This is a genomic window from Catellatospora sp. KI3 (assembly GCF_029948125.1).
GTDB lineage: Bacteria > Actinomycetota > Actinomycetes > Mycobacteriales > Micromonosporaceae > Catellatospora.
The window spans coordinates 89,874-106,276 of the sequence record NZ_JASAMB010000009.1; the positions used below are offsets into that span (position 1 = coordinate 89,874).

Consider the following 16,403-nt stretch of genomic DNA (forward strand, 5'->3'; position numbering starts at 1 on the left):
GTCGCGCGACACGTGGTTAGGTGCGGGGCGGTTTGTCGGATTTGGCGCCATCCCGCCTACGCCAAGTGATTGACAGGTGTCTTTGCGTGGTTCTAGGGTCCGGACGCAGCACGTAATCGGCGACCTTCCGGGTGGGCGCCCCTCGTTCACCATCCCCCGGAAGGGAACAGCCATGCACCTTCGTCCGTCATGGACGCTGGCCGTCGTCGGCGTCCTCGCCCTGACCATCTCATCCGCCGCGGCAGCCGCCCCGCCGACCGGCCCTGCCGCTTCGGCCGGACTGGCCCGGCCCGTGGCGGACTCACCCGCCCTGCGTGGCGCCGTCGCCCCCATCGGCGGCGTGGTGCCCGGCCTCACCGGCGCCGCCGCGCAGCAGGCCGCCGGTGCGGCCGCCGAGCACTTCCGGTCCACCCGCACCTCGGCACTCGCCGCCGCTCAGCTGCACACCTCGTGGGGCATCCGCTTCCCGATCAACGCCAGCCAGGGCCTGCGCGCGACGCAGAGCGTCGTGACCGGCGCGGGCACCACGACCACCGGCGGCGACTACGTGTACGCGCCGACCGCGATCCCGGTCGGCAGCGCCTGCATCGAGATGACCACCGCGTACACGCCGACGGGGCCGAACCTGTGGGCCTGGGACTGGTGCGGCGGACGCGACGGCGTCGGCAAGCTCACGCCCATGAACGCGTCGTTCCTGGCCGCGTACACGACGATGGTCAACGGGCGGCCCGCGTACAGCTTCGACGAGCACAAGACGTCGACCACGGCCAACACCTGGACGGCGTACCTGTACAACTTCACCACCCACGCCTGGGACGTGTACTTCACCAGCTCCGGGGTGTACGACCTGCCGCAGTTCCCGTTCGGCTGGGACATGTTCGAGGTTTACACGTCGGTGAACCCGGCCACGGGTGCCGGCTACTACTGCAAGGACATGGCCGGCAGGGCGTTCGAGAGCAGCAGCATCCAGCTGTCGGTGAACGGGACCTGGACCCCGGCCACCGCCGCGAACGCGCCGACCGACACCACCCGGCCGCCGTCGGGCAGCAGCTTCGACTGCCCGGCGCTCACCTTCTCGATGGTGCACGCCAACGACGACTGGCTGGACCAGATCGGCACCGCACCGCCGGCCACCACCTCGTACGAGGCCGAGGCGAGCGGCAACACCCGGGGCGGTCAGGCGGCCGTTCGGAGTCTGGCGGGCGCGTCGGGAGGTGCGGTCGTCGGCTACGTCGGCAACGGCACAGCCAACTACCTGCAGGTCAACAACGTCAACGCGGCCACGGCGGGCAGCCGTGCGGTGACGGTCTACTACGCGTCCGGGGAGAACCGGTCGGTGACTCTCAGCGTCAACGGCGGCACCCCGGTCTCGGTCAGCACACCCGGCACCGGCGGCTGGAACACGATCGGCTCGGTCAGCGTCACGCTGAACCTGGCGGCCGGAGCCAATACGATCCGCTTCGCCAACGCGACCGGCTGGGCGCCGGACCTGGACCGCATCGTCGTGTCCTGACGGGGTGGGTACCGGGCGGGAGTCGGCACCGGCTCCCGCCCTGCCGGTGCCCGCCGCCGCCGGGCCGCCGTGCGCCCGGCGGAACCGCTCAGGCCAGGTAGAACCTGAACTCGCGGGTGGACCGTCCGGCTGGGGCCGTGAACGCGCAGCGCAGCCGGTATACGCGGTCGGGCCGGGCGTGGAGGTCGGGGGCGACCTCCTCGTCCAGCGACACGGCCGGGCAGGTGTGGGAGAGGGTGACCAGGCCGCCCCAGTCGGCGGCGCCGCTCGACAGCGCCGGTCGGCGGCGGCTGACGAAGACCTCCTCGATCGGCAGCGGCCGGTCGGCGACGATCTCGTCGGTCAGTTCCAGCCGCCCCGTCGGCGACCAGCGGAACCGGCGGATCAGCGAGCGCAGCCCGTCCACCTCGTACGCGGCGGTCAGGTCGAGGTCGAAGTGGGTCGCCTCCGCGTCGGCCGCGTAGCGCAGCACCTTCGCCGCCCTGTCCCGCCCCGGCAGCTGGAGGCGGCCGTCGACGACCGGGACGGAGTGGCCGCGGGCCGACGGGTGGAGCGAGTCGTAGCGGCGGTCGCCGAAGTAGTCGGCGGTGTACTCGCCCGGGCCGAGGTCGTCGAGCACGCTCTCGCCGTGCGTGTGCAGGACGAAGTGCCCGAGGTCGTTGTGGTTGTGCGGCTCGCCGTTGTGGCCGCCTCTGGCGGCGAACGTGTGCCTGCCGCGATGGAGCACCCACCCGAGGTCGGGCAGGAAGGTCGCCGGTTCGGCGGCGGCCTGCCGCGCGCTGGGACGGTACCAGGCCAGCGTGCGGGCGAGGTGCGCCCAGCGGTAGCAGTGGTCGTCGTGGAAGGACGGCACGACCTGCGGCGGCGGGGTGCCGAAGCGCTCAGCCAGCCGCGTGAGCAAACCGGCGGGCAGCCAGGGCCGTTCGGTGGCGTCGGAGAACGGCACGTAGGCGCCGTCGCCGAGGGCTACGCGGTGCGGGAACGCGGCGATCTCGCGTACCTTCGGGGCGGCCAGCAGGTCCTCGCCGGTGTGCTCGCGCAGCCCCTCGGCGAAGTAGACGAAGTAGCCGAAGCCGTAGACCCAGTAGTCCACGCCCTCGACGCAGCCGCCGTCGTCACCGAACCCGGCCAGGTAGCGGTCCATCGCCCGGCGGCCGCGCGCCAGCATCGCGGCCAGCCGGGGAGCGTCGGCCGCCGAGTCGCCGAGCAGCGCCAGCGCCGCCATCCCGGTGGCGCCGCCGCACACGGCCTCCCAGTTGTTGCCGAACCCCTCCCAGCTCAGCGCCTGCTCGTCGAGGTACGGCGCGAAGACGCGGCGGTCGATCTCGGCGCGGACCCGGTCGCGGACCCGGGGGTCGAGGCGGTCGCCGAGCCCGGCGACGGTCTCGGCCAGGGTGTGCGCGGTCTCGGCGGCGAACAGGTCCAGGCACCGCAGCGGATCTCCGCCGTAGTGGATGTGCGCGGGCAGCGCCCAGGTGTACTCGTCGCAGACCGACCACAGGGTGTCGGCCAGCGGGCCGAGGTCGGCGGCCGGGTCGAGCAGCGCCTGGGCGGCGCGGGCGGCCAGGCGGGCGCGGCGGCGGAAGTACAGCCGCTCGTACCGCACGCGGTTGCCGGTGTCGAAGAAGTCGCGGTACGCCGTGAAGCTCAGCTCGGGCACCGGCCCGTCGGCAGCCGCGCGGATGTCGCGCAGCAGCGAGGTCAGCGCCGCGGCCGGAGGGGCGAATCCACTGGGCATGGGTGCATCCCGTTCTCTCGTGGCGCGGGCACGCCGTGGCCGGTCACGGGCGGGCGCGGACCCGGCTGGAGTCGCGTACGATCAACTGCGGGCTGATCCGCACCCGGTGCACGGGCCGGTCCGCGCCGCCCTGGATGCGCCTGGCCAGCAGCTGCATCGCGGTCTCGCCGATGGTGTACTTCGCCGGGCGGACGGCGCTCAGGGCCGGGTTGGTCAGGCCCGCGATCTCGTCGTCGTAGGCGACCACGGCCAGGTCGCGGGGGACCTGGATGCCGCGGTCCTCGCACCGGGCGACCAGCGAGATCGCCTCCCGGTCGGAGTGGACCAGCAGCGCGGTGGTGCCGGTGGCCAGGCAGGCGTCGATGGTACGGCCGACGTCGTCGCTCCAGCTCGGCTCGCGGTGGTCGGCGCAGATCACCTCCGGTGTGCCGTCCAGTTCGAGGCCCAGTTCGACGGCGGTCCGCTGCCAGCCGCGCCGCACCGCGGCGGTGGTGGGGCTGCTGCCGGAGGCGAGGAACCCGATCCGCCGGTGGCCCTCGGCGACCAGGTGCCGCACGGCCAGGCTCGCGCCGAAGGCGTGGTCGGTGGAGACGGACTCGACGTACTCGTGGAAGGGGCCGACGGTGGCGGTGCGCTCGACGAACACCACCGGGACGGCGAGTCCGGCGAGCCAGGTGATCAGCGCGGCGGCCTCGTCGCCGAGGGTGGGCGGCGCGATCAGCAGGCCCTGCGCGCCGACGGTGTCGACCAGCCAGGACGCCTGGCGGTGCACGTCGGCGACGTCCGCATAGGAGGAGCCGCGCAGCACGACGCGCACGCCCGCGTCGGGTGCCGCGTCGCGGGCGCCGCGGATGATCTCGGGCCAGTAGTAGTCCAGCGACGGCACGACCATGCCGACCACGGGCAGGGTCGCCTCGTCGCCGCCCGGGGGCCGGGCCGGGTCCTCCACCGCGGCGGTGACCTGGGGCTGCGCCTCGGTGCCGCGCGGCAGCCGGACCCCGCCGTGGACGCGTTCGATGGCGCCCTCGTCGACGAGCTGGGCGATGTCGCGGCGCACGGTCACGGTGGTGACGCCCAGCGCGCGGGCGATCTCGCTGACCCGCAGTGAGCCGTGTGCGCGCAGGTCGGCCAGGAGCCGCTCGCGGCGCTGGTCCGCCAGCAGCGGGGGCTCGGGCAGGGTCACGGACGGGACCTCCATGGTGTACGCGCGTCGGCTCGATTGTGCACGGCTGCCCTGCCGCGACTGCCCCGTGCCCCGCAAGGTCAAACGAACAAATTCGAACAGAAGAGAAGACCAGGCACAATGCCTTTCCGTGTTACAGAACGATAACAGCCACTTGTCGGGCCGTTGTGGACGCTGGTCTACTCTCTGCACCTGTTCGAACGAACAGAAACGAACATTCAGGTACCACAAAGGAACGGAGGGGCAGCCCGCATGCATCGGCCGCAGGCACTGCTCGTGATGCAGCCGGAGACGTTCCGGATCCAGTTCGGTCCGCAGGAGCTGCGGCGGCTGCGGTCGCTCGCCGACCTCGGCGATCCGATCTGGTCCGACGACCTCGACGCGCCGCACACCCGGGCCCGCCTGGCCGAGACGGAGGTGCTGCTCACCTCCTGGGGCTGCCCGCGGCTGACCGCGTCCCGGCTGAATGCCGCGCCCCGGCTGCGGGCCGTCCTGCACTGCGCGGGCAGCGTACGCGGGCTGGTCTCCGACGACGTGTGGCGGCGCGGCATCCTGGTCACCAGCGCGGCCGAGGCCAACGCGACCCCGGTGGCCGAGTTCACCTTCGCGGCGATCGTCTTCGCGGGCAAGAAGGCCCACCTGCTGGCCGCCGAGTCGCGGCTGCGCCCGGCCGACTGGGCCGCGGTGCACCACCGCGAGGACCTGTCCAACTACGGGCGCACCATCGGCATCGTCGGCTTCTCCCGGATCGGCCGCCGCGTCGTCGAGCGGCTGCGCACCCTCGACACGGCCGAGATCCTGGTCACCGACCCGTACGCCGACCCGGCCGCTGTAGCCGCCGCCGGTGGCCGCCTGGTGAGCCTGGACGTGCTGCTGGCCGCCTCGGAGATCGTCTCGCTGCACCTGCCGGAACTGCCGCAGACCCGGCACGCCATCGGCGCCCGGGAACTGGCCCTGCTGCCCGACGGCGCGACCGTGGTCAACACGGCCCGGGGCGCCGTGCTCGACACCGCGGCGCTGGAGCGCGAGTGCGCCACCGGCCGGCTCAACGCCATCCTCGACGTCACGGACCCCGAGCCGCTGCCCGCCGGATCACTGCTGGCCCAGCTGCCCAACGTCATGATCACGCCGCACATCGCCGGTTCGCTGGGCGCCGAGACCCGGCGGCTCAGCACCCAGGCCCTGGACGAGCTGGAACGGTACGTACGCGGCGAGCCCGCGCTGGACGCGGTCACCAGCGAGGCACTGGAGGTCATCGCATGAGCGAGCCGAACATCTCGCCGTACACCGGCTGGACGCGCGCCGACTGGGCCGCCCTGGCCGACCGGATGCTGGCGGCCGCCTGGCGCCACGCCTCACCGACCGGCGCCCGGATCACCCCGCCCGGGGCGCCCGGCGGGTACGGCACCGCCGTCGACGGCCTGGAGGGGTTCGCCCGGACGTTCCTGCTCACGGGCTTCCGCATCGCGGGCGAGCAGGGCCGCGACCCCGGCAACCTGCTGGAGCGGTACGCGCGCGGCATCGCCGCCGGCACCGACCCGGCCTCGCCCGAACGCTGGGTGACCCCGCGCGAGCACGGCCAGGCCAAGGTCGAGGCGGCCTCGACCGCGCTGATCCTCGACCTGACCCGGCCCTGGCTGTGGGACCGCCTCGACGCGGGGGTCCAGGAGCGCGTCGTGGACTACCTCGCGCAGGTCGTCGGCGACCACACGTACCCGCAGAACAACTGGGTGTGGTTCCGGATCGTGGTCGAGCAGTTCCTGTCCTCGGTGGGCGGCCCGTGGTCCCCCGAGGACATGGAGGCCGACCTGGCCCGGCACGAGTCGTTCGTCCGCGCGGGCGGCTGGTACAGCGACGGCGACGAGCGCAGCTACGACCACTACGTCGGCTGGGCCCTGCACCTCTACCCGATCCTGTGGGCCCGCATGGCGGGCGCGGCCGAGGCTGCCGCGCCCCGGCTGCCCGAGTACCGGCGCCGCCTGGACGAGTTCCTGCTCGACGCGGTACGGCTGGTCGGCGCGGACGGCTCGCCGCTGCTGCAGGGCCGCAGCCTGGTGTACCGGTTCGCGGCGGCGGCGCCGTTCTGGGCCGGTGCCGTCGCCGGATCCGAGGCGCTCGACCCGGGGCTGCTGCGCCGGGCCGCCTCCGGGATCGTCAGGCACTTCGCCGACCGGGGCGCCCCCGACGCCGACGGGCTGCTCACCCTCGGCTGGTTCCACCCGTGGCGGCGGATGGCGCAGCGCTACTCCGGCACCGCCTCGCCGTACTGGGCGAGCAAGGGCATGCTGGGACTGGCGCTGCCCGCCGACCATCCGGTGTGGACCGCCGTCGAGCAGCCGCTACCGGTGGAGCGGGCCGACCAGCTCGCCGTCATCGCCGCGCCCGGCTGGGCGGTGGCCGCGACCAGGGCCGACGGCGTGGTACGGGTCTACAACCACGGCACCGACCACGCCCGCCCCGGCGCCCCGACCACCGACTCCCCGCTGTATGCGCGGCTGGCCTACTCGACCGCGACCGCCCCGCTGATGGGCGACGACGGCTGGGACACCCCGCTCGACCAGTCGGCGGTGCTGCTCGACGCCGCCGGCCGGGCCACCCACCGCAGCGGCTTCACCACCCTAGACGTGCGGCCGGCCGACGGCGGCGAGGCCGCGGTGCTGGGCTCGCGGGCCCGCTGCCGCTGGGTCGACCCGGACCGCACCACCCCCGACCACGGCAACGGCCTGCCCGGCGCGGCGGTCGACGCGGGCACGGTGACCACGGTGTCGCTGGTCCGCGCCGCCTGGGAGGTCCGGCTGGTCCGCGTCGACCCGGACGGCGCCGAGGGCTGGGCGCGGGTCACCGCCCTGCGCCTCGGCGGCTGGCCGGTCCCCACCGCCCCGCATCCGGACCGCATGGAGCGGCAGGGCGCTGCCGAAGGGCAGGGCTTCGCCGAGGTCACGGGCACGGCGCACACCTCCACCGCAGCCGGGCTGTACGGGCTGGACGCGGCCGGGGTGCGGCTGGACCGCGACGCGAGCCCGCTGGGGGAGTGGACCGCGACGCCGTGGCTCTCGGCCGTACCCACACCCGGGTCCTGGCTGGTCGCGGTGCTCGCGCTCAACGGCGGCGCGCGAGCACCGCTGGCACAGATCTCCGGACCCGAGGACGCGCCGGTCGTCCGGGTCACGTGGCCCGACGGGGCCACCACGACGGCGGCGCTGCCCGCGCCGCCGACCGGCCCGCACCACCACCACGCACCGCACCTGTCCGACGCCGCGTGAGCGGCCGTCCCTGTTGGAAGGAACGTTCGTGATCAGAAGGAAGATGCTGGCTGCGGTAGGCCTGGCGATGGCCGCGCTGCTGCCGCTGACCGCGTGCGGCTCCGGTGACGACACCGAGTCCGGCCCCGTAGAACTCACCGTCGCCGTGTGGAGCCTGGCGTCCACGCCCGAGTTCCAGACCCTGTTCGACGCCTTCCACAAGGCGAACCCCGACATCACCGTCAAGCCGGTCGACATCCTGGCCGCCGACTACCCGACCAAGGTCACCACCATGCTCGCCGGCGGTGACACCACCGACGTCATCACCATGAAGACGCTGGCCGACTATGTGCGCTTCTCCGGCCGGGGCCAGCTGCAGGACCTCACCGCCTCGGCCACCGCGCAGGCGGGCAAGCTCGCCGGGCTCGACGCCTACAACCAGGGCGGCAAGTACTTCGCGCTGCCCTACCGGCAGGACTTCTGGGTCCTGTACTACAACAAGAAGCTGTTCGACGCCGCCAAGCAGCCGTACCCGGAGAACCTCACCTGGGACCAGTACGTCGAGCTGGCCAAGAAGCTGACCTCGGGCAGCGGCGAGACCAAGGTCTACGGCGCCTACCAGCACGTGTGGCGCTCGGTCGTGCACGCCATCGCGGCCGCGCAGACCGGCGGCGACCAGCTCGGCGGCGACTACAAGTTCCTGGCCGACCAGTACCGGACCGCGCTGGCGCTGCAGGATGCGGGGGCGACGCTCGACTACGGCACCGCGGTCACCCAGAAGACCGGGTACGCCTCGATGTTCGAGTCGGGCAAGGCCGCGATGGTGCCGATGGGCAGCTGGTTCATCGCCAAGATCCTGGCCGACAAGAAGGCCGGCACCACCGACGTCGACTGGGGCATCGCGCCGATGCCGCAGCGCACCGGCACCACCGGGGTCACCACGTTCGGGGCGCCGACCGCGTTCGCGGTCAACAAGAAGGCCAAGCACTCGGCGGCGGCGCAGAAGTTCGTGGAGTTCGCCAGCTCGCTGGAGGGCGCCAAGGCGATCACCGGGATCGGCGTGGTCCCGGCGTTCTCCAGCGACGAGATCCGCGCGCAGTACTTCACGCTGCCGGGCATGCCCACCGACGACCTGTCCAAGAAGGCGTTCGCGCCGGACAAGGTCAACCCCGAGATGCCGGTCAGCGACAAGACCGCGAAGGTGGACACGATCCTGGCCGAGGAGCATCAGCTGATCATGACCAAGGAGAAGGCCATCGACGACGGGATCAAGGAGATGGAGACCCGCGTCAAGAACGAGGTCAACTGACAGACCCGTTCGCGGGCGGTGCCGCCCGGCGCCGCCCGCGAACCTGAGGAGGAAGGACGACATGGCACACCCGCCCACCGCGCGCTCCCGGCGCGGCCTGCGCACCACGCTCATCGGCTGGAGTTTCATCCTGCCGAACTTCCTCGGCTTCGCGCTGCTCACGCTGGTGCCGATGCTGGCGGCGTTCGTGCTGTCGTTCATGGACTGGGACTCGTACAACCCGCCGGAGTGGGTCGGGCTGAAGAACCTCGAGCGGCTGCTGGACGACGAGTCCACCAAGGTGGCGCTGCGCAACACGGCCCTCTACGCGCTCGGGCACGTGCCCCTCACCGCGCTCGCGGCACTGGCCCTGGCCCTGCTGCTGAACCGGCGGATGGCCGGGGTCGGCTTCTTCCGGGCGGCGGCGTTCTTCCCGTACGTCACCTCGATGGTCGCCGTCGCCGTGGTCTGGAACATGCTGTTCAACCCGAGCTTCGGCCCGGTCAACCAGTTCCTGCACCTGCTCGGCGTCGAGAACCCGCCCGGCTGGACCACCAGCACCGACTGGGCCATGCCCGCCGTGGTGCTCACCAGCGTATGGCGCGACATGGGCTACTACATGGTCCTGTTCCTGGCCGGGCTGCAGGCCATCCCGCAGGAGCACTACGAGGCCGCCCGCGTCGACGGCGCCGGGCCCTGGCAGCGCTTCCGCGCCGTCACGCTGCCCGGACTGCGGCCGGTGACGTTCCTGGTGCTGATCCTGCTGACCGTGCAGAGCTTCAAGGTCTTCGACCTCATCGTGGTGATGACCGACGGCGGGCCCGGCCGGGCCACCCTCGTGCTCTCCCAGCAGATCTACCGCCAGGGCATCATCGAGGGCGAGTTCGGCTACGCCTCGGCCATCTCGCTGGTGCTGTTCCTGCTCGTACTGGTCCTGACCCTGATCCAGTTCTGGTTCAACAACCGAGGGGAGCGCTGATGACCACCGCCGCGTCGCGCCCGGCGCGCGGACCGCTGGCGCTGCTGCGGCGCGCCGCCCTGTACACGGTGCTGGCCGCCCTGGCCGCCGCGATCCTGGTGCCGTTCGGCTGGATGGTCAGCGCCTCGCTCAAGCGCAACAACGAGGTGCTCACCATCCCGGTCCGGTGGATCCCGAAGGACCTCCAGTGGCACAACTTCGCCGACATCTGGGCGAAGATCCCGCTTGGCACCTACCTGGGCAACACCGTGCTGCTGAGCCTGGCCATCACGTTCCTGCAGGTGCTGACGGGCAGCTTCGCCGCGTACGGCTTCGCCAAGGTGCGCTTCCGGGGCCGCGACACCCTGTTCCTCGCGTACGTCGCGACGATCGCGGTGCCGTGGCAGGCGTACATGATCCCGCAGTACATCCTGATGCAGAAGGCCGAGCTGACCGACACGTTCTGGTCGCTGATCCTGCTCCAGGCGTTCGGGGCGTTCGGGGTGTTCCTGATGCGGCAGTACTACCTGACCATCCCGGACGAGCTGTGCGAGGCGGCCCGCGTCGACGGACTCAGCGAGTACGGCATCTGGGCGCGGATCGTGCTGCCGCTGTCGAAACCCGCGCTGGCCAGCCTGGCCCTGCTCACCTTCGTCAACACCTGGAACGACTACATGGGGCCGTTCATCTACCTGACCAGCAACGACCTGTGGACGATCCAGCTGGGGCTGCGGTCGTTCGTGGGCCAGTTCGACGCCGACTACGCCATGATCATGACGGGGTCGGTGCTGTCGGTGCTGCCGATCGCGGTCATCTTCCTGCTCGGCCAGCGCTACTTCATCCAGGGCATCGCCACCTCCGGCATGAAGGGCTGATCCTCCATGCGACTGCTGGCCCGCCTGCCCTACGACACCATCTTCAACACGGTGTACGCCGGACTGAAGCTCAACCTGTGCCTGCTCGCCGCCTGCTCGCCGCTGCTGCTCGCGCTGGCGGCCAGCCGCGAGCCCCTGTCCGCCTGGCCGTTCTTCACCGCGCTGGCGGCGTTGTGCGGCCCGGCCGTCCGGGCCGCCTTCGCCACGTTCGCGGGACTGGCCGAGGGCGACGACCGGGTCGCGCGGACCTTCCTCGCCGCCTACCGCACCTCGTTCGGCCGGTCGCTGGGCGTGGCCGCCGTCGCGGCGGCGCTGGTCATCGTGCTGGCCGCCGACTTCCAGCTCGCGTTGGGCGGCCCCTTCGGCGCGGTCACCCCGCTGCTCGCGCTGCTCATCGCCCTCGTCGTCGCGACCGCCGTCGCCGCCTTGACCGCGGCCGCCCCGGTCCGGCCCAAGCCCCTGCTGGCCTGCGCCTACCTGTCCCTGCGCCACTGGTACCTCACCCTGGTCAACCTCGCCGTCCTGGCCGTCCTCGCCGCCGCCGTGGTCACCCGACCCGCCCTCGGCCTCTTCCTCCTGCCCGCCCCCGCCCTCTACCTCGTCTGGGCCAACACCCGCCACCTCACCCACCCCCACCCCCTGCCACGTTGATCATGAACTTATGGGCGTGTTCGACGGTGTGTCTCCACCCTGGCGCCGTGATCACCGCCGGGCCGGGTGCTGGGCGCCGGGTGCCCGGCGCGGGGCGCGGGGCGCGGGGCGGGGCGACGTCCTTGGACCGCGATCATCGGCGGTGATCGCGGTCTGGGGTCACAGCCTCGGTTGGAGGACCACGTTTCGACCCGGGGTGGCGATCACCATGGGAGAGGCGGCGATGATCGCGGCCTGTGGGCAGAGGGGCGGGTCTGGGGTCAGCGCCATGAGGCGGAGTCGGGGCGGCGGGTGCGGGCCAGGGCGGAGGCGGCTGTCGCGAGCAGCAGCAGGGCAGCGAGCCACAGCGGTGAGGCCGGCACGCTCGTGTGGAGCAGCATGCCGCCTGCCCAGGCGCCGAGCATCAGCGCCACGATCGAGGCGAGCCGCCTGAGCCGTACCGCGGTCGGGGAGGCTTCGGCGAAGAGGCCGGTCATCGTCCTGGTCAGCACGGTGGTGGTCAGATCCGGGACGCCGAGCCTGCCCACGACCGCGTTCTGCCCGCCCATCGCGACCGCGAGCAGGCCGACCAGCAGCAGGGTGACCCCGTCGGGGCGTACGCCGGCGCGGGTGACCGTGATCGCGGAGAGGACGAAGACAGCCGCCTGGATCGAGCAGGCCGCGGCCACCAGCAGCCCCCGGTGCGGGCGGGCTTCGCGGGCCACCCGGCCGCCGATCGCGGCACCGGCGACGAAGGCCGCGATCGCGACCAGGGTCGACCTGACCGAGATGTCTCCGACGCCCGCGAGCGCGAACCCGAAGAACACCACGTTGCCGGTCATGTTGGCCACGAAGACGTGCCCCATGGTCAGGTAGCTGAACGCGTCGACCAGCCCGCTGACCACCGTCAGCGCGAGCAGCATCCCCGGTAGCGGCCCGTGGTCGGGCGCGGTGGCCATGGCCTCATTCTGGACATACCAACTGCGTGCTGCCGGTGAAGCGGCGAAGATCGCCGTCGCGGGTCATGCGGCGGAGCCGGACCGCGGCGGCAGACCGGTGATGGCGATCTTCGAGGGTGGTGCGGTGCTCACTTCGACTTGCGGGCGCCGAGCAGGAGGCCGAGGACGCCGCCGACGACGAGCACGATCGCGGCGTACCGGATGCGGGTCGGGTCGGTGAACAGGGCCGCGCCGACGGCGCCGCCGGGCGTGGCGGACAGGGCCCTGGCGGTGGCGTCGCCGAGCGCCTCGGTGGCCAGCAGGTACACGCCGGGCAGGGCACCGGTCAGCGGGTACCAGAGCAGGGCCGGGCGGTCCATGCGCAGCCACGTGACCGAGTGGACCGCGGCGAGCAGGCCGGCGGCGACCGGTTGCAGGTAGCCGAAGCGGGTCTCGGCGGTGGCCTGGGCCGCGTCGGTCGCGGCCGGGCCGCCGCCCAGCACGGTCAGCAGCGGGTCCTTGAGCACGGTCAGGATCAGCCCGGCGAACAGCACCCAGGTCATCGCCCAGAGGCTGGAGTCGAGCACCGGTCCGGGCAGCACCGCGAAGGCGCCGCCGAGCACGCACGCGGCGGCGACGGTGAGGCACAGCGTCGTCACGGAGGTCTCGGCACCGTACGCCCAGCGCACGCCCACGGCCGTGACCAGTCCGAATCCGGCACCGACCGCGAGCCCGACGAGCAGGCGCCCCAGCGCGCTCCCGCGGCGCGAGCCGGCCGCCGCCGCGATCGCCGCCGCCGTGATCAGGGACGAGGTGATCAGGTCGGGCATGGCCTGGATCGCGGCTTCGAGCGGACCGGGCCCGCCCGGGGCCCCGTGCAGCGTCGCGTACGCGGTGAAGACGCTGATGCCGAGCCAGAGCAGCCCCGTGAAGACCTCGGTCCTGGTGCCGGTGCTCTCCGCCGGCTCCTCGACGTCGGAGTCCTCGACGTCGGTGAGCGGATCGTCTTCGGCGATGGTGTCGTCGGCCACGCTGGCGTCCAATGAGGTCGGTGGGGGTACGGGGCGAGGCGATCCTACGCCGCGGGCGATCGGCTTCGGCGGCGCCCTGCGGCTGATGCGAGGAGCACCCGCGTTAGCCTGCCGATCATGGTGAACTGGCGGTTGCGGCCCGCGTCGGCGGCCGACCTCGAGCCGATGGCGGAGCTGCGCGCGGTGGTGCTGCGGTCGGATCTGGAGCGGCTGGGCCGCTACGACGACCACCGGGTGCGCCAGATCCTGCGGGACCGGTACGCGCCCGAGTGCACCCGCATCATCGAGGTGGCGGGCGCGCTGGTCGGCAGCGTGTCCCTGCGCCCGGCCGACGGCCACGTCTGGCTGGAGAACTTCTACCTGGCCGCCCACCTGCAGGGCAGCGGCATCGGCACGGCGGTGCTGCGCGGCCTGCTGGCCGACTGCGACCGCGACCGCGTCCAGGTGCGCCTGGTCGTGCTGAGCGGAAGTCCGGCCCGCGGCCTGTACGAGCGGCACGGCTTCACCGTCGAGTCGGAGGGCCCGGTCGACGTGCTGATGGTCCGCGAACCCGGCCGGCCGACGGAAAAGGGAGGACTCCGGTCCTCCCTGCCGTAACCAGTGTAACCGGTGCACCAGGCCCTTTTGATCCGACCAGATGATGATTTTTGTGTTCTGAACTGCACATAGCCTCGTCAAGCCACCCACTGTCGCCTTCCCGGGGAGCACTGTGCCTGACGTCAGAACGCAGGAGATCGCCATCGAGCAGGTCGTCGTCGACCGCGTCTACGAGCGGGTCGAGGTGATGCGCGGCCAGGCGCGGGCCCTGGCCCGCGAGGGCCACCAGCGCGCGACCGCCGGGCCGACCACCGGCCTGGTCGAGCGCGACGCGCTGGTGCTGCGCGCCGACAGGCAGCTGCGGACGCTGGACGCCGAGGAGGAGGGGCTGGTCTTCGGGCGGCTCGACTTCGACGACGGCGACGCCTTCCGCATCGGGCGGCTGGGGCTGCGCGGCGACGACTTCGAACCGCTGCTGGTGGACTGGCGGGCTCCGGCGGCGTCGGCGTTCTACCGGGCCACCTCCGGCGAGCCGCTGGGCGTCGTACGCCGTCGGGTGATCATCTGCCGGGGGCCGGAGGTGGTCGACCTCGACGACGACGTGCTGACCCCCGACGCGGTCGGCGACCTGCGCGTGCTCGGCGAGGGCGCGCTGCTGGCGGCGCTGCGGCGCTCGCGCGGGCCGCAGATGCGCGACATCGTCACCACCATCCAGCGCGAGCAGGACGAGGCGATCCGGGCGCCCGCGCGCGGCGTGACGCTGGTGACCGGCGGGCCGGGTACCGGCAAGACGCAGGTCGCGCTGCACCGGGCCGCGTACCTGCTCTACACCGACCGGGGGCGGTTCGCCGATGGCCGGGTGCTGGTCGTCGGACCGTCGACGGTGTTCACCAACTACATCAGCCGGGTGCTGCCCGCGCTCGGCGAGGAGAGTGTGCACCTGCGTGCCGTGGGTGAGCTGGTCGACGGGGTGTGCGCGACCCGCCGCGACCCGGCGCACGTGGCCGAGGTCAAGGGCGCCGAGCTGATGCTGCGGGTGCTGGCCGACCTGATGTGGCAGGTGCCGCCGGACGCGCCGGACCGGCTGCGGCTGGTGTACGCCGGGCAGGTGCTCACCCTCGACGCGCCGACGCTGACCAGGGTCCGCGACCGGGTCCGCGTCCGCGCACAAACCGACGGCGTCCAGCCCAACGGGGCGCGCCGGCACGCGGCGGCGGTGCTGCTGGAGGCGCTGTGGGCGCGGGTCGACGGCGAGCACCTGGACCGGACGCTGTTCGCCGACGAGGTCGTCGGCCGCGGCGAATTCCTGCGCTTCCTGTACGCGTGGTGGCCCCGGCTGGAGCCGCAGGCGGTGCTGGCGTGGCTGGCCGACCCCGCCCGCTCGCGCGGGGTGCTGGCCGAGGCGCAGGCCGAGGTGCTGGCGGCGTCGTACCGGGACGGGGCGGAGTGGTCGGTGGACGACGTGCCGCTGCTCGACGAGCTGGCGGAGCTGCTGGGGCAGGCACCCGCCCCGAAGGCGGCCCCGGCCGACGCCGGGGTGCGCCTGCGTGAGCTGCGGTCCGGCCCCCGGCCGGTCGAGACGTTCGTGATCAGCTGCAGCCTGCACGACGGGTGGAGCCTCTACGCCCCCGGCCATCCGACCCCGATCGCGCTGGCCGGGCAGGGGATCGACAACGACGCGACGGCGGCGGCGCAGCGCTGGGCCGAGGCGGTGATCCTGCGCGAGGGGCACACGGTGGTGGGCTGGACCGACGGGTTCGACCCGTACGGCGAGGACGGGTACGTGCCGCTGCTGGCCGAGCCGCTGCCGCCGGGCGAGCCGGTCGACGACGCCCCGGTGCCGGTGGACTACGCGCACGTGGTGCTGGACGAGGCGCAGGACCTGTCGCCGCTGGAGTGCCGGATGATCGCCCGGCGGGCGGCGTACGCGTCGATGACGATCGTCGGCGACCTCGGCCAGGCGACGCATCCGCTGGCCGCGCACGCGTGGCCGGAGCTGCTGGCGCGGCTGGGCCGGCGCGACAGCCGCACCCTGGAGCTGCGCACCGGTTACCGGGTGCCGCAGGCGATCGCCGACTACGCCTCGCGGCTGCTGCCGCCGGAGATCGCGCCGACGCGGTCGTACCGCGAAGGCGGGTCGCTGTCGGTGCGCCGGGTCGACGACCTGGTCGCGGCGGTGCGGGAAGCGGTGCGGGAGGCGCCGCGCGGCGGCACGGTCGCGGTGATCGCCGCCGACGAGCGGGCGCGGGCGCTGGGCGAGGCGGTCGACGGGGTGCCGGTCCTGCCCGCGAGCCTGGTCAAGGGCCTGGAGTACGACCACGTGATCGCGGTGGAGCCGGCCGAGATCCTGGCCGCCGAGCCGCGCGGCGCCAGCCGCCTGTACGTCGTGCTCACCCGGGCGGTGGCCGGGCTGGTGGTGCTCCACGAGCAGCCGCTGCCCGCCGTACTGGCCGCCTGAAAGGACGGTTCT

General features: G+C 73.0%; 13 protein-coding genes. 9 read left to right on the plus strand and 4 right to left on the minus strand.

All coding sequences use genetic code 11. The features are described from left to right. Positions 1-172: 172 nt before the first annotated feature. Positions 173-1,513, plus strand: coding sequence for a carbohydrate-binding protein (locus QEZ54_RS16580; RefSeq protein ID WP_281305509.1), 1,341 nt, complete (start codon positions 173-175; stop codon positions 1,511-1,513). 88 nt (positions 1,514-1,601) lie between these two features. On the opposite strand, the gene QEZ54_RS16585 is transcribed toward QEZ54_RS16580, so the two are convergent. Beyond that, positions 1,602-3,251, minus strand: coding sequence for a heparinase II/III family protein (locus tag QEZ54_RS16585; protein WP_281305510.1), 1,650 nt, complete (start codon positions 3,249-3,251; stop codon positions 1,602-1,604). Positions 3,252-3,294: 43 nt separating this feature from the next. Then, entirely contained in the window at positions 3,295-4,434 is a 1,140-nt protein-coding gene (locus QEZ54_RS16590) for a substrate-binding domain-containing protein (protein WP_281305511.1), read from the minus strand. A gap of 252 nt (positions 4,435-4,686) precedes the next feature. Here QEZ54_RS16590 and QEZ54_RS16595 point away from each other — a divergent pair, with 252 nt between their 5' ends. From QEZ54_RS16595 to QEZ54_RS16620, 6 genes are all read left to right on the plus strand, one after another. Then, positions 4,687-5,697, plus strand: coding sequence for a hydroxyacid dehydrogenase (locus QEZ54_RS16595; protein ID WP_281305512.1), 1,011 nt, complete (start codon positions 4,687-4,689; stop codon positions 5,695-5,697). Next, positions 5,694-7,697 (plus strand): DUF2264 domain-containing protein, encoded by a 2,004-nt coding sequence (locus tag QEZ54_RS16600; protein WP_281305513.1) that lies wholly within the window; start codon positions 5,694-5,696, stop codon positions 7,695-7,697. Before QEZ54_RS16595 ends, QEZ54_RS16600 begins: the two co-directional genes overlap by 4 nt. Before the next feature lie 28 nt (positions 7,698-7,725). Continuing rightward, entirely contained in the window at positions 7,726-8,985 is a 1,260-nt protein-coding gene (locus QEZ54_RS16605; protein ID WP_281305514.1) for a sugar ABC transporter substrate-binding protein, read from the plus strand. 61 nt (positions 8,986-9,046) lie between these two features. Continuing rightward, positions 9,047-9,943, plus strand: coding sequence for a sugar ABC transporter permease (locus QEZ54_RS16610; RefSeq protein ID WP_281305515.1), 897 nt, complete (start codon positions 9,047-9,049; stop codon positions 9,941-9,943). Then, on the plus strand, positions 9,943-10,797 hold the full coding sequence (locus QEZ54_RS16615) for a carbohydrate ABC transporter permease (RefSeq protein WP_281305516.1): 855 nt from the start codon (positions 9,943-9,945) through the stop codon (positions 10,795-10,797). Before QEZ54_RS16610 ends, QEZ54_RS16615 begins: the two co-directional genes overlap by 1 nt. 6 nt (positions 10,798-10,803) lie before the next feature. Further along, positions 10,804-11,448, plus strand: a complete 645-nt coding sequence (locus QEZ54_RS16620; RefSeq protein ID WP_281305517.1) for a DUF624 domain-containing protein — start codon at positions 10,804-10,806, stop codon at positions 11,446-11,448. A 260-nt stretch (positions 11,449-11,708) separates the two neighbouring features. Here QEZ54_RS16620 and QEZ54_RS16625 read toward each other — a convergent pair whose 3' ends face one another. Then, positions 11,709-12,386, minus strand: coding sequence for a YoaK family protein (locus tag QEZ54_RS16625; RefSeq protein ID WP_281305518.1), 678 nt, complete (start codon positions 12,384-12,386; stop codon positions 11,709-11,711). Positions 12,387-12,514: 128 nt separating this feature from the next. Continuing rightward, on the minus strand, positions 12,515-13,396 hold the full coding sequence (locus QEZ54_RS16630) for a hypothetical protein (RefSeq protein WP_281305519.1): 882 nt from the start codon (positions 13,394-13,396) through the stop codon (positions 12,515-12,517). A gap of 117 nt (positions 13,397-13,513) precedes the next feature. Here QEZ54_RS16630 and QEZ54_RS16635 point away from each other — a divergent pair, with 117 nt between their 5' ends. Both QEZ54_RS16635 and QEZ54_RS16640 read left to right on the plus strand, forming a co-directional pair. Next, on the plus strand, positions 13,514-13,993 hold the full coding sequence (locus QEZ54_RS16635; protein WP_281305520.1) for a GNAT family N-acetyltransferase: 480 nt from the start codon (positions 13,514-13,516) through the stop codon (positions 13,991-13,993). A gap of 112 nt (positions 13,994-14,105) precedes the next feature. Continuing rightward, the gene (locus QEZ54_RS16640) at positions 14,106-16,391 is read left to right on the plus strand and encodes a UvrD-helicase domain-containing protein (RefSeq protein WP_281305521.1); all 2,286 of its coding nucleotides are present in this window, start codon (positions 14,106-14,108) and stop codon (positions 16,389-16,391) included. The last annotated feature ends 12 nt before the right edge of the window (positions 16,392-16,403 follow it).

Excerpts from the sequence above, each read along its gene's own strand:
- QEZ54_RS16580 (WP_281305509.1), top strand. The coding sequence starts at position 173 with ATGCACCTTCGTCCGTCATGGACGCTGGCCGTCGTCGGCGTCCTCGCC.
- QEZ54_RS16585 (WP_281305510.1), bottom strand. The coding sequence starts at position 3,251 with ATGCCCAGTGGATTCGCCCCTCCGGCCGCGGCGCTGACCTCGCTGCTG.
- QEZ54_RS16595 (WP_281305512.1), top strand. The coding sequence starts at position 4,687 with ATGCATCGGCCGCAGGCACTGCTCGTGATGCAGCCGGAGACGTTCCGG.
- QEZ54_RS16600 (WP_281305513.1), top strand. The coding sequence starts at position 5,694 with ATGAGCGAGCCGAACATCTCGCCGTACACCGGCTGGACGCGCGCCGAC.
- QEZ54_RS16610 (WP_281305515.1), top strand. The coding sequence starts at position 9,047 with ATGGCACACCCGCCCACCGCGCGCTCCCGGCGCGGCCTGCGCACCACG.
- QEZ54_RS16615 (WP_281305516.1), top strand. The coding sequence starts at position 9,943 with ATGACCACCGCCGCGTCGCGCCCGGCGCGCGGACCGCTGGCGCTGCTG.
- QEZ54_RS16620 (WP_281305517.1), top strand. The coding sequence starts at position 10,804 with ATGCGACTGCTGGCCCGCCTGCCCTACGACACCATCTTCAACACGGTG.
- QEZ54_RS16625 (WP_281305518.1), bottom strand. The coding sequence starts at position 12,386 with ATGGCCACCGCGCCCGACCACGGGCCGCTACCGGGGATGCTGCTCGCG.
- QEZ54_RS16635 (WP_281305520.1), top strand. The coding sequence starts at position 13,514 with ATGGTGAACTGGCGGTTGCGGCCCGCGTCGGCGGCCGACCTCGAGCCG.